This window comes from Curvibacter fontanus (genome assembly GCF_054780335.1).
Genome location: NZ_BAAGWN010000043.1, coordinates 26588 through 41377 on the forward strand (window position 1 = coordinate 26588; position 14790 = coordinate 41377).

At 69.3% G+C, this 14790-nt stretch carries 13 protein-coding genes; 11 read left to right on the forward strand and 2 right to left on the reverse strand.

Annotation, left to right across the window (positions count from 1 at the left end; all coding sequences use genetic code 11):
• Window positions 1–30 precede the first annotated feature (30 nt).
• From ACYVH8_RS14810 to ACYVH8_RS14820, 3 genes are read left to right on the forward strand one after another with little or no spacing between them, the layout of a single operon-like run.
• Window positions 31–1554 carry a glycosyltransferase family 39 protein gene (locus ACYVH8_RS14810; protein WP_460489576.1) on the forward strand — a complete coding sequence of 508 codons (1524 nt, stop codon included), beginning with the start codon at window positions 31–33 and terminating at the stop codon, window positions 1552–1554.
• A gap of 6 nt (window positions 1555–1560) precedes the next feature.
• Window positions 1561–2349 (forward strand): phosphatase PAP2 family protein, encoded by a 789-nt coding sequence (locus ACYVH8_RS14815; RefSeq protein ID WP_460489577.1) that lies wholly within the window; start codon window positions 1561–1563, stop codon window positions 2347–2349.
• Window positions 2350–2369: 20 nt separating this feature from the next.
• Window positions 2370–3053 carry a glutathione S-transferase family protein gene (locus tag ACYVH8_RS14820; RefSeq protein WP_460489578.1) on the forward strand — a complete coding sequence of 228 codons (684 nt, stop codon included), beginning with the start codon at window positions 2370–2372 and terminating at the stop codon, window positions 3051–3053.
• Window positions 3054–3090: 37 nt separating this feature from the next.
• On the opposite strand, the gene ACYVH8_RS14825 is transcribed toward ACYVH8_RS14820, so the two are convergent.
• Entirely contained in the window at window positions 3091–4080 is a 990-nt protein-coding gene (locus ACYVH8_RS14825) for a PhnD/SsuA/transferrin family substrate-binding protein (protein WP_460489579.1), read from the reverse strand.
• A 13-nt stretch (window positions 4081–4093) separates the two neighbouring features.
• Entirely contained in the window at window positions 4094–5059 is a 966-nt protein-coding gene (locus ACYVH8_RS14830; RefSeq protein ID WP_460489580.1) for a Bug family tripartite tricarboxylate transporter substrate binding protein, read from the reverse strand.
• Window positions 5060–5167: 108 nt separating this feature from the next.
• Between ACYVH8_RS14830 and ACYVH8_RS14835 the strand changes: the two genes are divergently transcribed.
• The 8 genes from ACYVH8_RS14835 (at window position 5168) to ACYVH8_RS14870 (ending at window position 14628) form a co-directional block, all read left to right on the forward strand.
• Complete coding sequence (locus ACYVH8_RS14835; RefSeq protein WP_460489581.1) at window positions 5168–6454, forward strand: aromatic ring-hydroxylating dioxygenase subunit alpha; 1287 nt, start codon at window positions 5168–5170, stop codon at window positions 6452–6454.
• Between the two features lie 34 nt (window positions 6455–6488).
• Window positions 6489–7586, forward strand: coding sequence for a zinc-dependent alcohol dehydrogenase (locus ACYVH8_RS14840; protein WP_460489582.1), 1098 nt, complete (start codon window positions 6489–6491; stop codon window positions 7584–7586).
• The gene (locus tag ACYVH8_RS14845) at window positions 7583–8374 is read left to right on the forward strand and encodes an IclR family transcriptional regulator (protein ID WP_460489583.1); all 792 of its coding nucleotides are present in this window, start codon (window positions 7583–7585) and stop codon (window positions 8372–8374) included. Before ACYVH8_RS14840 ends, ACYVH8_RS14845 begins: the two co-directional genes overlap by 4 nt.
• Window positions 8371–9276, forward strand: a complete 906-nt coding sequence (locus tag ACYVH8_RS14850; protein WP_460489584.1) for a CobW family GTP-binding protein — start codon at window positions 8371–8373, stop codon at window positions 9274–9276. Before ACYVH8_RS14845 ends, ACYVH8_RS14850 begins: the two co-directional genes overlap by 4 nt.
• A 24-nt stretch (window positions 9277–9300) precedes the next feature.
• A complete protein-coding gene (locus tag ACYVH8_RS14855) occupies window positions 9301–10938 on the forward strand; it encodes an MFS transporter (protein WP_460489585.1) in 1638 nt (545 codons plus the stop codon).
• The gene (locus ACYVH8_RS14860; RefSeq protein ID WP_460489586.1) at window positions 10935–11675 is read left to right on the forward strand and encodes a sulfite exporter TauE/SafE family protein; all 741 of its coding nucleotides are present in this window, start codon (window positions 10935–10937) and stop codon (window positions 11673–11675) included. Before ACYVH8_RS14855 ends, ACYVH8_RS14860 begins: the two co-directional genes overlap by 4 nt.
• 94 nt (window positions 11676–11769) lie before the next feature.
• A complete protein-coding gene (locus ACYVH8_RS14865) occupies window positions 11770–12126 on the forward strand; it encodes a DUF1304 domain-containing protein (RefSeq protein WP_460489587.1) in 357 nt (118 codons plus the stop codon).
• A 102-nt stretch (window positions 12127–12228) separates the two neighbouring features.
• On the forward strand, window positions 12229–14628 hold the full coding sequence (locus ACYVH8_RS14870; protein ID WP_460489588.1) for an AsmA family protein: 2400 nt from the start codon (window positions 12229–12231) through the stop codon (window positions 14626–14628).
• The last annotated feature ends 162 nt before the right edge of the window (window positions 14629–14790 follow it).

Sequence of the window (14790 nt, forward strand, 5' to 3'; positions counted from 1 at the left end):
AGACTTCACGGTCCTGCCCCGAGATCCGCCGTGTTCACCGCCCCCCGCCCTGCCACCGTGCTGGCCCTGCTCCTGCTGGGCCACAGCCTGCTGCACTTCGTGCTGGGCTGGGTGCTGGGCCTGTCGGGTGACGAGGCGCACTACGCGCTCTACGGTGCCCGGCTGGCGCTCAGTTATTACGACCACCCGCCCCTGGTCGGCTGGATACAGTGGCCGCTGGTGGCGCTGGATGCGCCCGAGGGTTTTCTGCGCCTGGTCCCCGAGGCGCTGTGGGTGCTGACCGCGCTGTTCATCCACGCCACCGCGCGCCGCCTGCACACCCTGCTGGTGCCGGCTGCGGGCAGCATCGACGCCGCCGGCCTGTGGGCCGTGCTGGCCTACAGCCTGGCCCCGGTGCTGCACATCCTGGGCATCGGCCTGCTGCCCGACACCCTGCTCATGCTCTTCACCGCGGCCATCCTGTGGCAGACCCTGCGCCTGCTGGACGACACCGTCGCGCAGGGCCTGCCCGAATGGCTGCTGCTGGGCGCTTTGCTGGGCCTGGCCGGCCTCTCCAAATACACCGCCATCTTCGCCGCGCTGCCGGTGCTGGCCTGCCTGCTGGCCGCCCACGGCCCGCGCCTGCTCAGGCAAGCCGGCCCCTGGATCGCCCTGCTGCTGGCGGTGCTGCTGGTGCTGCCGGTGTTCGTGTGGAACGCGCAGCACGAGTGGATCTCCTTTGCCTACCAGCTCAAGCACGGCCAGGGCGGCCACTGGCAACCCGGCCAGCTGATGGTCTTCCTGCTGGTCCAGGCCCTGCTCTACCCGCTGCTGGTCTGGGGCATCTTCGGGCTGCGCCACAAGGTGCTGGGCGGCTTCGAGCTGGACCGTGCCCAGTCCTGGCTGCTGGCCTTCTTCGCCCTGCCCTTCGCCGTGCTGGCCTATCTCTCGGGCGGCGGCTCCAGCCTGCCGCACTGGACGGCGCCCGCCTGGGTGGCCCTGGCACCTTTTGCCGGCGTGGGCCTGGCCGCCCTGTGGGCCGGCCGGCGACGCCAGCTGATCTGCTGGCTGGGCGGCCTGCAGGCCCTGTTCACCCTGGGCATGTACGTGCTCATGCTGCTGGCCGGCCCGCCCTGGATCGCCAGCGAGGCGCCCGGCAGCAAGGAGCCGGAGATGCTCAACCCCTTCGCCGACTTCTACGGCTGGGACGAGGCCGGCGCGCGCGCGCAGCAACTCGCGCGCGAGAACAACATCTACCACCTGGCCGTGCAGAACTGGACCCTGGCCAGCCGCTTCGCCTGGTACGCCCGCCCCCTGCCCGTGCACGTGCTGGCGCCGGACTTCGACCAGTTCACCTTGTGGACCGGGCCCCTGCCGCTGGGCGCCAGCGCCGTGCTGCTGGACTGGTCGCAGATGGCCCACGAGCTGCCCGTGGGCGAAGGCCTGTTCGAACGCTGCGAACCCGGTGACAGCTTTGCCGTGCAACGCGCCGGACGCCCCATCTCGCGCTTCCGCCTCTCCCTGTGCCACGGCTGGGGCGGCAAGCCCGCGCCGCGCCGCCAGGACGCCTCCTGAGTTTTCATGAACGACACCGTAGCCGCCCGCCGCATCGCCCCCTGGCACTGGACCCTGCCCTTCATCGTGGCCGCACTGACCGCGCCCCTGTGGCTGGGCTGGTACGAACCCGCCGTGTTCCGCGCGCTGAATCGCGCCTTCATGGTCTTGCCCGACGGCATCTGGGCCCTGTTCTCGCTCTTCGGCACGGGCTGGGCCATCTACGCGGCCACCGCGCCCGCGCTGTGGCGCGCGCCGCGCATCGTCCTGGCCTGGCTGTGCGCCGCACCCCTGGCCGGTGTGCTCACACGGGTGGGCAAGAACGTGGCCGACAACCCGCGCCCCCTCGAAGTGCTCGGCATGGAAGGCATCCACGTCATCGGCGAACCGCTGTTCATCGCCTCCATGCCTTCAGGCCACAGCATCACGGCCTTCGCCGGCGCCGCCGCCATCTATTTCGCCATGGCGCCCCGGCAACGCCTGCGCTGGCTCTGGATCTTTGTCTTTGCTTTCGGCGTGGCCTGCTCGCGCATCGCCGTCGGCGCGCACTGGCCGGCGGATGCCGCGGTCGGCGCGGCCATCGGCCTGCTCAGCGGCCTGAGCGGCGCCTGGCTGGCCGCGCGCATCCCCGAGCGTCATCTGCGCCCCCAGGCCTGGCTGATGCGCGGCGTGGCCCTGTTCGGCCTGTACTGCCTCTATGTGCTGTGGACCGACGAGATGGGCTTTGCCATCAACCTGCCCTGGCAGTACGCGCTGGGCGCCTTCCTGGCCGCCTGCCTGCTGGTGTTTGCGACGCGCAGCCTGCGCACGAACTGAAACCTGAGGGAAACACGCCCATGCTGCTGTATGACCTGGTAAATGCAAAACGCGCCCACTTCAGCCCCAACAGCTGGCGTGCGCGTTTGGCCCTGCTGCACAAGGGCCTGGCCTTTGAAGTGCGCGACGTGCTCTTCGGCGACATCCCCAGCATCCACAGCGGCGGCGACAAGCTGACCATCCCCACCCTGGGCCATGCCGGCCAGCTCGTCACCGACAGCTGGGCCATCGTGCAGCACCTGGACACAGCCTTTCCCGACACACCGCGCCTGATCCCCGCCGGCGCCGAGGGGCATGTACTCAGGTTCTTCCAGTACTGGGCGCAGACCACGGTCCACGGCGGCATCGCGCGCCTGATCCTCAAGGACCTGCACGACAGCCTGGACCCGGCCGACCAGGCCTACTTCCGCGCTTCGCGCGAGAAGATGTACAAGACCACACTGGAAGACCTGCAGGCCGGCCGCGAGGACCGCGTCGATGCCTTCCGCAAATCGCTGCAGCCCCTGCGCCTGGCCCTGGGCCACGGCCCCTTCATTTCCGGCGAGCAGCCCGGGTATGCCGACTACTTGGCCTTCGGCGGTTTCATGTGGGCACGCGTGAGCAGCCCTTTTGCGCTGCTGCTGGTGGACGATCCGGTGCACGCCTGGCGCGAGCGCTGCCTGGATCTGTACGGCGGCGCGGCCCGCCAGGAAACCGCAGCCTAGGGCCTGTTCGCACTTGAGAAATGAAGGTGTACAGGCCCTAGATCGAGTAGGTCTCGTAGGTGGCGGGGTGGAACAGCTCCTCCACCGCCATCAGGCGCCTGGACAGGCCCTGCGCGTGGTGATGCCGCACAAAGGTCTCCAGCGTCTTGCGCGCCGCCTGCACGCCGTAAGACCAGTAGTCCTCGCCCAGGGATTCGCGTGCCGCCTTCAGTTGCTCTTCCACAAAAGGCAGGGTCACCTTGGTGGCCGAGGTGTCCGACAGTAATTCCAGCGCCTGCGCCTTCGACGCCGTGAAGGCCTTCACCACTGCTGCCGGCAGCCAGGGATGGGCCTGCGCCAGTTCCTTGCGGATGCCCACCACATGCATGATGGGAAACACCTGGGTGCGCCGGTAGTAGTCCTTGGCCTCGGCCGTGGGATCGTCGAACAGCCAGCCGATGTTGGGATTGCGCAGGGCCACGCGGTTGGGCGGGCGCGGGCCGATGAAGCCGTCGATCTCGCCGCGGTCCAACAGCTCGGAGATGGTGGTGCCTTCGGGCGCGGCCTCCACCTTCACGCCTGGCGGCAGCTGCAACGCAATCTTCTCGGGCCGCCCCGGCGTGTCGATGCCGCCGCGCACCCAGGTGATGTCCTCGGGCCGCACGCCGTAGTCGTCCTGCAGGATGGCGCGCGCCCACACATTGGCCGTGAGCTGGTACTCGGGCAGGCCCACGCGCCGGCCCTTGAGATCGGCCGGGCGCTTGATGCGGTCGCGGCGGACATAGATGGAGGTGTGGCGAAAGGCGCGCGAGAGGAACACCGGCACCGCGATGTACGGGCAGTCGCCCTGCGCGTGCCTCACCAGATAGCTGGAGAAGGACAGCTCGGCAATATCAAAGTCGCGGCTGCGCATGGCCCGGAAAAACATTTCCTCCGGGTTGAGCAGCATGTAGACCGGGTCGACCCCGTCAATCTGAACACGGCCGTCGTAGAGCGCGCGGGTGCGGTCGTAGTCGCCCATGGCGACCGAGAGCTGGAGTTTGGCCATGACAGCGTGGGGCTCAGGGCTTCTTGATGGACTGCGCCAGCGGCGTCCAGCGCTCGATCTCGCCGGCCACATAACGCGTGAAGGTGGCGGCGTCCCAGTCCTGCGTTTCCATGCTCTCGAAAGCCAGCTGCTTCTGCGCCGCCTCGGCCTGCAGGCCACGGCGCACCTCTTCGTTGATGCGCGCCACCAGCGCCGGCGGCATGCCGGGCGGGCCCGAAAGGGCGAACCAGGTGATGGAAGTCAGGCCGGGGTAGCCGAGCTCGGCGAAGGTCGGCACGTTCGGAATATCCACCAGGCGTTTGGAGGCCGTGGTCGCCAGCGCCTTGAGGCGCCCGGCCTTGACGAAGGCGTTGGCCGAGGAATAGGTCATCACGGCGGCCTGGATCTGCCCGCTCACCAGATCGGTGACAGCCGGCCCTGCGCCCTTGTAGCTGATGTGGGTCTGGGGGTACTGGGCCTGCTTGGCCAGCAGCTCGCCGATCAGGTGGCCGTGCGTGCCCTGGCCGGGCGAGCCCCAGCTCAGCCCGTCCTTGAGCTGCCTGGCGTAGGCGATGAACTCCGGCACCGTGTTGGCCGGCACGGAAGGGTGCACCACCAGCACCAGCGGCGGGCCGCCCAGCAGCGCCACATGGGTGAAGTCGCTCATGGGGTTGAAGGCCTTGATCTCCACCGGCGCGATGACGTGCGAGCCGATGCCCGAGACCACCAGGTTGTAGCCGTCAGGCGCCATCTTGGCGACCTGGGCCGAACCGAGCGTGCCACCGCCGCCGGCCCGGTTCTCCACCACGAAGGTCTGCTTCAGGTTGTTCTGCAGCTGCTGCGCGATCATGCGCCCCAGCGTGTCGGACGAGCCGCCCGGGGCGTAGGGCACGACGATGCGCACCGGCTTGGCGGGCCAGTCGGTGGCCGCCGGGGCCTGCGCCAGGGCGCTGCTTGAGAGGCCGAGCAGGGCGGCCAGGGTCCAGAGGGTGCGGGTCATGAAAGTCTCCTAGGGTCGCTTTTTTTAGGTTGCCGAAGCATTCGGGCTCATGCTATCTTCGTTCCTCCAAAAGGAAAACTATTCCTCTATGCGGAACAGGAGAACGCGATGCTGAACAAAGAACAAAACGAGCTGGTCACCCGCACCAACGCCGGCACCCCCATGGGCAACCTCTTTCGGCGCTACTGGCAGCCGGCGCTGTTGTCAGAGGAGCTGCCCGCGCCCGACTGCCCGCCGGTGCGCCTGAAGCTGCTGGGTGAGCGGCTCATCGCCATCCGCGACACCCAGGGCCGGCTCGGCGTGATGGACGAGTTCTGCGCGCACCGCGGCGTCTCGCTCTGGTTCGGCCGCAACGAGGAGAACGGCCTGCGCTGCCCCTACCACGGCTGGAAGTACGACATCCACGGCAACTGCACCGAGGTCCCCTCCGAGCCCGAGGGCAGCCGCTACTGCGAGAAGATCAAGCTCAAGTCCTATCCGCTGATCGAGCGCGGCGGCGTGATCTGGATCTACATGGGTCCGCCCGAACTGCAGCCACCGCCGCCCGAATGGGAATTCGCCACGGTGCCCCTCAGCCACAGCTTCACGTCCAAGCGCCTGCAGGAATGCAACTGGCTGCAGGCGCTGGAAGGTGGCATCGACTCCAGCCACGTGTCCTTCCTGCACCGCGGCGGTCTCAGCAACGATCCCCTGTTCAAGGGCGCCAAAGGCAACGAGTACAACATGAAGGACCTCAAGCCGCAGTTCGAGGTGGTGGACACCGAAGGCGGCCTGCTCATCGGCGTGCGCCGTAAGGCGGAACCCGGCCAGCTCTACTGGCGCATCACGCCGTGGATCATGCCTTCCTTCACCATGATCGCGCCGCGCGGTGACCATCCGGTGCACGGCCATTTCTGGGTGCCGATCGACGACGAGACCTGCTGGGCCTGGAGCTTTGATTACCACGCCACGCGCCCGCTGACCGACGCCGAGCGCCAGGCCATGCAGGCCGGCCACGGCATCCACTGCAAGTACGAGCCCGGCAGCTACATCCCGCTGGCCAACCAGCGCAACGATTACCTGATGGACCGCGAGAAGCAGCGCCGTGGCGAGCTCTACAGCGGGGTCGAGGGCATCGCCATCCAGGACGCCTCGCTGCAGGAGAGCATGGGGCCGATCGCCGACCGCACGCGCGAGCACCTCACCGGCACCGACCGCGGTATCGTGCAGGCGCGCCGCCGCCTGATGGCCGCCGCCACTGCCCTGGCCGAGAAGGGCACGCCCCCGCCCGGCACCGAGCCGCATGTGCAGAAAATCCGCTCGGCCGCCATCGTGCTGCCCGAGGGTCAGGCCTTCCGCGAGGCCGCCAGGGACGCGCTGCGGGCCGCGCCCAACACGCCGCACGCCTCGGTATGAAGCACAACGCGCCCAGGCACAGCGGGAGCACCGCATGAAGGCGGCGGTCGCTGTCGCCGCCGGCGTCACCGAGATCCGTGAGCTGGCCCTGCCCGCGCCGGATGCGGCCAGCGGCCTGCTGCGCGTGGTCTGCACCGGTGTCTGCGGCAGCGACTGGGGCTATTACCAGAACCTACCCACCGCGCGCGGCCCGCTGATCCTGGGCCACGAGACCGTGGGCCATGTCGAGCAGATCGGCGCGCTGGCCGCACGCCACTGGAACGTCAAAGAAGGCGATCTGGTCGCCCTGGAGGAGTACCTTCCCTGCGGCCATTGCGAGTACTGCCGCTCGGGCGAATTCCGCCTGTGCAACGCCACCGACTGGCGTCTGGGCGGCATCCGCTACGGCGCCACCGCGCTATCGGTCGCGCCCGGTCTGTGGGGCGGCTTTGCGCAGCAGCAGCATCTGCATCTCAACACCGTCTTCCACCATGTGCCCCAGGGCGTCTCGGCGCGCCATGCGGCCCTGGCCCTGCCCCTGTCCAACGGCATCGAGTGGACTTATCTGCAAGGCGGCGCCGGACCGGGGCAGACGGTGCTGATCCAGGGGCCCGGCCAGCAGGGCCTGGCCTGCGTGGTGGCTGCGCGTGAAGCGGGGGCCGAGCAGATCATCATCACCGGCCTGGGCAGCGAGACCGACCGCCAGCGTCTGGCGCTGGCCCGCGAGCTGGGCGCGCACCACAGCATCGACATCGAGGCGCAGGATCTGCTGGAGACCGTGGCCGATCTCACCGGCGGGCGCATGGCCGATCTGGTGATCGACTGCGCGGCCGGCGGACCGGCGTCAGTGGTGAGCGCCATCGAGCTGGCGCGCAAGCGCGGCCGCGTGATCCTGGGCGGGCAGAAACGGCAGAAGGTCCCGGCCTTCGACAGCGACCGCATCATCGCCAACTTCCTCACCGTCAAGGGCATGCGCGGGCATTCCTACGAGTCGGTGGAGCTGGCGCTGCAGCTGATCGCGGGCAACCGCCACAACGTGACGGCCATGAGCACCCACAGCTTCGGGCTGGCGCAGACCGATCTGGCCCTGCGCTCCCTGCTGGGCGAGGGCGTGGCGAACCCCATCCACATGACGATCGAGCCCGACCGTTGAACACCCCGGCCGCCGCCTCGCCCACGCGCCGCCTGTCCTCGGTGGGTGGCGCGCTGCGCCTGCTCAAGACCTTCACGGTGGAGGAGCCGGAGTTGGGCATCACGGTGCTGGCCAGGCGCCTGGGTGTGGCCAAGAGCACGGCGCACCGGCTGGCCAGCACCCTGGTGGCCGAGGGTTTTCTGGAGCAGAACCCGGTCGACGGGCGCTACCGCCTGGGCCTGCTGCTGTTTTCCCTGGGCACGCAGGTGCGCCGGCGCATGGACGTGTCCGAGCTGGCGGTGCCGCATCTGCACGCGCTGCGCGACCAGAGCGGCGAGACCGTGCACCTGGCCGTGCTGCACGACACCGAAATCCTCTACCTGCGCAATCTCGACAGCCCGCACGCCATCCGCACGCGCTCCTACCTGGGCGTGCGCATGCCGGCCTACTGCACCAGCGAGGGCCGGGCCCTGCTCGCCTACAGCGCGCCACTGGTGGTGGCGCATGTGCTGCGCGTCAAGCTGCAGCCTCGCACTGCGCGCACCTTGACCGACAAGGCACAGCTCACCCAGCTGCTGGCCCAGGTGCGCCAGAGCGGCTACGCCCTGGACGACGAGGAATCCGAGGACGGCATGCGCGGTGTGGCGGCCCCCATCTTCGATGCCAGTGGCGCGGTGGTGGCCGCCGTGGGCCTGGCCGGGCCGGCGCAGCGCGTCTCCAAGACCAGCCTGCGCAAATTTGCCACGCTGGTGGCGCAGGCCGGCCAGGCCATCTCGGCGCGCCTGGGCCATCAGCCGTCGCGCCCATGAGCCCACGCCGCATCCCCGTCTGGCTGCTCACCGGCTACCTGGGCAGCGGCAAGACCACGCTGCTGCAACAGTGGCTGCGCGATCCGGCGCTGGCCGACGCGGCCCTGGTGGTCAACGAGATCGGCGAGGTGGGCTTTGACGACCGCCAGCTGGCCAGCGCGGTGGACAGCACCCGCCTGCTGTCCAACAGCTGCATCTGCTGCAGCGGCCTGCCCGGCCTGGAAGAGGCGCTCACCGAACTCTGGTGGGACCGCCTGCAGCGCCGGCGCCCCGCGTTTTCCAGCGTGGTGATCGAGACCACGGGCCTGGCCGATCCGCGCCCCATCATCGCGGCCTTCGACACCACGCCTTTCCTGCGCGAGCGTTACCAACTGGCGGCCGTGCTGGCCTGCGCCAGCGCCCCGGCCGGTGCGGCCCTGCTCGCGGCCCAGGCCGAGGCGCGTGCGCAGATCGAGGCGGCCGATGCGGTCATCCTCACCAAGACCGACCAGGCTCCGCCCGAGACTTTGCAGGCCGAGGTGCAAGGCCTGAACCCGCGCGCACGCGTGGCGCCGTCGGCCCGAGCCTCGCTGTCCTGGCCGCAGCTGCTGGCCCTGCTGCTGGGCGACGGCCGCGCGGCAACCGTGTCCACGCCAGCCGCGCACGCGCATCACCACGCCGCAACAGCGGCCTTCATCGCGCTGCCCGCGCCCCTTTCGGTCACGGCCCTGCAAGCCCGCTTCAATGACTTGCGCGGCCACGGGCTGCTGCGCCTCAAGGGCGTGGTGGCGCTGGAGAGTGGCACGCTGCACACGGTGCAATGGACCCTGGGCGACCCGGACTTGACTCTTGCGCCCTTCGCGGGCGAGGCGCCGGCCCTGGGCCTGACCTGCATCCGCGCGCACGGCGCGGCGGCGGCCTGAGCCGCTTGCAGGAGAATGCGGCCCATGCGATTCATCTTCCGCCTCCGCCCTCCCGCCGAGGCGGCTGCGCCCGGCAGCACGCCACCACCGTCGGCGCTGGCCCCGCTGCGCCTGCCGGTGTTCCGCATGCTCTGGGGCACCTGGCTGGTGGCCAACGTCTGCATGTGGATGAACGATGTCGCGGCCGCGTGGATGATGACCTCGCTCACCACCACGCCCATCTGGGTGGCCCTGGTGCAGACCGCCTCGACCCTGCCCGTGTTCCTGCTGGGCCTGCCCAGCGGCGCCATGGCCGACATCCTGGACCGTCGGCGCTATTTCATCCTGACCCAGTTCTGGGTGGCCGGCGTGGCCCTGCTGATGTGCGTGACCATCCTGGCGGGCTGGATGTCGCCGACCCTGTTGTTGCTGCTGACCTTTGCCAATGGCATCGGCCTGGCCATGCGCTGGCCGGTGTTCGCCGCCATCGTGCCCGAGCTGGTGCCGCGCACGCAGCTGCCGGCGGCCCTGGCCCTCAATGGCGCGGCCATGAACGGCTCGCGCATCATCGGGCCGCTGGTGGCCGGCGCCCTGATCGCCAGCGCCGGCACCCTCTACGTCTTCCTGCTCAATGCCGCGCTTTCCGTGATCGCCGGTTTCATCATCATGCGCTGGCGCCGCGAGCACAAGCCCAACCCGCTGGGCCGCGAGCGCTTCTTCAGCGCCATGCGCGTGGGCCTGCAGTTTGTCACGCACTCGGCGCGCCTGCGTGTCGTGCTGCTGCGCATCGCCCTGTTCTACAGCCACTGCACCGCCGTGCTGGCCCTGCTGCCGCTGATCGCCAAAGGCCTGCCCGACGGCGGCGCCGGCACCTTCACCCTGCTGCTGGCCGCCATGGGCCTGGGCGCCGTGCTCGCCGTGCTCTTCCTGCCGCGCCTGCGCCAGGCCATGAACCTGAACCAGCGCGTGGCCTTCGGCACCACACTGCAGGCCGCGTCCATGGCCGTGATGGCCTTTGCGCCCAACGTCTACGTGGCAGTCCCCACCATGTTCCTGGGCGGCGTGGCCTGGATCACGGTGGCCAATTCCCTGAGTGTGTCGGCGCAGATGGCGCTGCCCAACTGGGTGCGCGCCCGGGGCATGTCCATGTACCAGATGGCGCTCATGGGCTCCGGCGCCATCGGCGCCGCCGTCTGGGGCCAGGTGGCCACCTGGAGCAGCGTGCAGACCAGCCTGCTGGTGGCGGCCATTTCCGCCATGCTGACCCTGTTCCTGGCCCGCCGCTACTGGGCCGGCCACCACGAGGAGGAAGACCTGACACCGGCAAGCGAGTACACCCAGCCGGTTCTCAGCACACCCCCGCCCTCCGGCCACATCCTGGTCACGATCGAGTACCGCATCGATCCGGCGCAGGCCGAAGCGTTCAAGGCCGTGCTGGAGGACAACCGGCACAGCCGTCTGCGCCGCGGCGCGCTCCACTGGGAACTGCTGCACGATCTGAGCCAGCCGGGGGTCTACGTCGAGCACATCGTCGACGAATCCTGGACCGATCACCTGCGCCGTTTCGAGCGCATGACCGCCGACGACGTTGCGCTGCGTGAACGGGCGCGCGCCTTCCACATCGGCGACGCCACGCCGGTCGTGAAGCGTTTCGTGATCGAGGGCACGGTGCGCCACACATGAATGAATTTCTTCCCATGCTGCTGGTCTGCGCCGTGGGCCTGGGCGCCGGCGTGCTCGGCGGCGTGATCGGCTTCGGCACCACCATCCTGCTGATGCCGCCGCTTGTGCACTTCTACGGCCCCATGCAGGCCGTGCCCGTGATCGCCCTGGTGGCCATCGTGGCCAATCTGGCGCGCGTGGGCCTGTGGTGGCGCAGCATCGACTGGCGCGTCTGCGGCGTCTACAGCGCCACCGCCGTGCCCGCCGTGGTGCTGGGCGCCAACACCCTGGTGCAGTTCAACCCGCGCCTGATCGAACTCATCCTGGGCAGCTTCCTGCTGCTCATGATCCCCGCGCGGCGCTGGCTGCGCCGCCAGCAGTTCAAGCTGCGCCTGTGGCACATGGCTCTGGTGGGCGCGGTCATCGGCTACCTCACGGGCATCGTGGCCTCCACCGGCGCCATCAACACGCCCTTCTTCCTCTCCTACGGCCTGCTCAAGGGCGCCTACATCGGCACCGAGGCCGCCAGCTCCCTGACCGTCTTCCTGGCCAAGGGCGCGACCTTTCACCAACTCGGCGTGATCGACGCGCGCGCCATCGCCCAGGGCCTGGTCATCGGCGTCTTTGTGTTTGCAGGCTCCACCCTGTCCAAGCGCCTGGTGCTGCACCTGCCCGAGCACCGTTTCCTGCAACTGATGGAGGCGGTGATGGGGGTCTCGGGCCTGTCCATCCTGTGGATGGCGTGGCCGGACCGCTGAAAACAGGCGCGCCCAGCCCCCGGGCGCTCCTTCCATCGCTTGTCAGCGCCCGGCGTGTCGCCGCATACTGGCGCACCTCAACCGAAGGAACGCCATGGCCCTCCTCGCCTCCATCGTCATCGTCCTCGTCGCCCTGCTGCACATCTATTTCCTCGTGCTGGAAATGTTCCTCTGGGACAAGCCGGCCGGCCTGAAGGCCTTCGGCCAGACGCTGGAGAAGGCCCAGGCCTCCAAGGTGCTGGCCGCCAACCAGGGCCTGTACAACGGCTTTCTGGCCGCGGGCCTGCTCTGGGGCCTGAGCCTGGGCGCGGCGGGCACGCACATCCAGGTCTTCTTCCTGCTCTGCGTGCTGGTGGCCGGCCTCTACGGCGCGGCCACCGCCAGCCGCAAGATCCTCTTCGTGCAGGCCCTGCCGGCCGCACTGGGCCTGCTGCTGCGCCTGCTCGCCTGAGCGCCTCCGGGGCGGGGCCCCCTGGTACTGGTTACCACAACTTACAGACGGCCGGAGCGGCTTCATCAAGAATGATCCTCCCGCCCCCACGCCCCGTCCCCCATGAGCAAGCCCAGCAAGAAAGCCCCGCCGGCACCCGCCCCCGAGCAGCCTGGTTCGCTCAAGCTCGCCTTCCTGGGCTGGTACGGGGTGGTCGGCACGGGCCTGGGTTATGTGCTGCCCTTCAAGCCACCTTTTGCCGAAGGCTATGCCAAGGAGTACTGGCGCCACGCCCTGGGCAGCCTGCTGCTGGTGCTGACGCTCCTCGGCGGCATCATCAGCCTGGGCTTCTACCTGCTCGACGCCAATGACTTCAAGACGCAGATCGTCGACTACGTCAAGACGCACAAACAACGCGACCTGGTGCTCGAAGGGGACATCCACATCACCTGGTTCCCCCAGCTCGGTCTGGAGACCGGCAAGCTCAGCCTGAGCGAGCGCCGCGGCGACGGCCAGTTCGCATCGGTCGAGAACGCGCGGCTTTATGTGGCCTGGTGGCCCCTGCTGCGCAAGCAGGTGCAGGTGGAGCGCGTCGTGCTCGACGGCCTGCAGGCGCGGCTGCTGCGCCACCCCGACGGCAGCACCAATTTCGACGACCTGCTGGAGCCGGCCGACTGGATGGGCGAACTGCAGTTCGCCGTGGAGAAGGTGCGCGTGCTCGATGCCACGCTGCACTTCCACGACGAGGCCTCGGGCCAGGCCTTTTCCCTGCGCGAACTCAAGCTGGAAACCGGCCGCCTGGCCGACGCCACGGCCGGCCAGGTGCAGGCCAGCGGGCGCCTGTTATCGGCACAGCCCCAGGCCGACCTGCAAGTGCGCCTGAACGCGCAGCTGCTCTACGACCACGCCAGCCAGCGCTATGAACTCTCGCAGATGGAAGGCCATGCCCAGGGCGAGGCCCTGGGCGCCAAGGACCTGGCGCTGGACTGGCGCGGCAAGTTCAGCGCCTGGCCGGCCCAGCACAAGCTGCTGCTGGAGCCCTTCAGCGCCACGACGCGCGGCAAGCTGGGCGCAGACCAGCTCGAAGGCAAACTCAGCACGGCACGCGCGCAGCTGGCGCAGGGCCTGTGGCAGATCAACACCCTCCAGCTCGAAGGCAGCGCCCAACGCGAGCAGACCCTGCTGGCCACCACGCTGCAGACCGCGGCGCTGGAGGCCGGCCCCAAGGCCTGGCGCAGCGCCGACGTGCAGGCCAGCCTGGAGTTCAAGAACGCGAGCAGCCAGCTGCAAGGGCGCGGCAACAGCCCCCTGCTCTACGAGCCTGAGAAACGCCAGTTGCAACTTGAAGCCCTCAACAGCAGCTGGAACGCCAGCCATCCCCTGTTGGCCGCACGCCTGCAGGCCACGGCCAGCGGCAAACTGCAGGCCGCGCTGACCCCACAGGAAGTGACACTGGACCTCAAGGCCGGCGTGGACGACAACCAGCTCAGCGGCCGTGTGCAGCTGCAGGATTTCAAGTCACCGGCCTGGACCTTTGACCTCACAGCCACCGCGCTGGACCTGGACCGTTACCTCGCCAGCGACTGGACACGCCGCCTGCAGGAGAGCACCCAGGCCCAGGACTTGGTCCGGCTCAAGACCCTGAACCTGCGCGGCAGGCTGCGCAGCGAAAACTTGCGCGTGGCGCGCCTGCAGGCCAGCCAGTTCAGCGCCGAACTGCGCGCGGCTTCCGGCACGCTGAGCGTGGAGCCCCTCGTGGCCAGGCTCTACGGCGGCAGCCTGTCAGGCGGCCTGAGCCTCACGGCGGGCGAAACACCCCAGCTCAGCCTGCGCCAGAAACTCACGGGCGTGCAGTTCGATGCCCTGCTGGCCGATCTGCTGCCCGGCGGCGAGGCCACGCTCAGCGGCAAGGGCCAGCTGGTCCTGGACCTGAATGCGCGGGGCGCCACCCTGGCGGCGCTGCGCCAATCGCTCTCGGGCACGGCCAGCCTGGCGCTCACGCGCGGCACACTGGCCGGCCTGGACCTGCCCGAGGCCCTGCTCGCGGGCAAGGACCAGCTGGGCCTGAGCGGCGCCGAACGCCGCGACAGCGTGCGCCTGACCGAAACCACCGCCTACAACGAACTCAAGGCCAGTGTGACCCTGGCGCAGGGCAAGGCGCGCAGCGAAGACCTGCTGTTCAAATCCCCACTCTTCACCAGCAAGGGCGAAGTGGACCTGGACCTCGACAGCCTGCAGGTCGACGCCTGGCTCGACACCACGGTGGCGCCCGGCCTCAAGCGCGCCAGCGCGGGTGAGCTGGCCGAACTCTCGGGCATCAACATCCCCATGCGCATCAACGGCCCCATGAACGCGGCCACCCTCAGCTACAGCCTGGGCGAGGCCAGCGGCGACGGCCTGACCCGGCTGGCCCGGATCAACCAGGCCCGCGTGACCGCGGCCCTGGCGCTGGTTCCGGCGGCGCCGGCCAGCACGACGACCGCCGCAAGCACGGCCAGCGCCCGCAAGCCTGCAGGCAAATAAACGTCGCAGCCGCGACTAGGGCAGCGCTGGCTCTCCAGGGCCTGCAAGCTGTACGCGAGCCAGAACGGCGAGGAAAACTCGTGCCCACGGGCGCACCTCTGCTCACGCCGGTGGGTGAAGGCGGCTGATACAGACCTCGATTTGCCGCCAGACACGAAATGT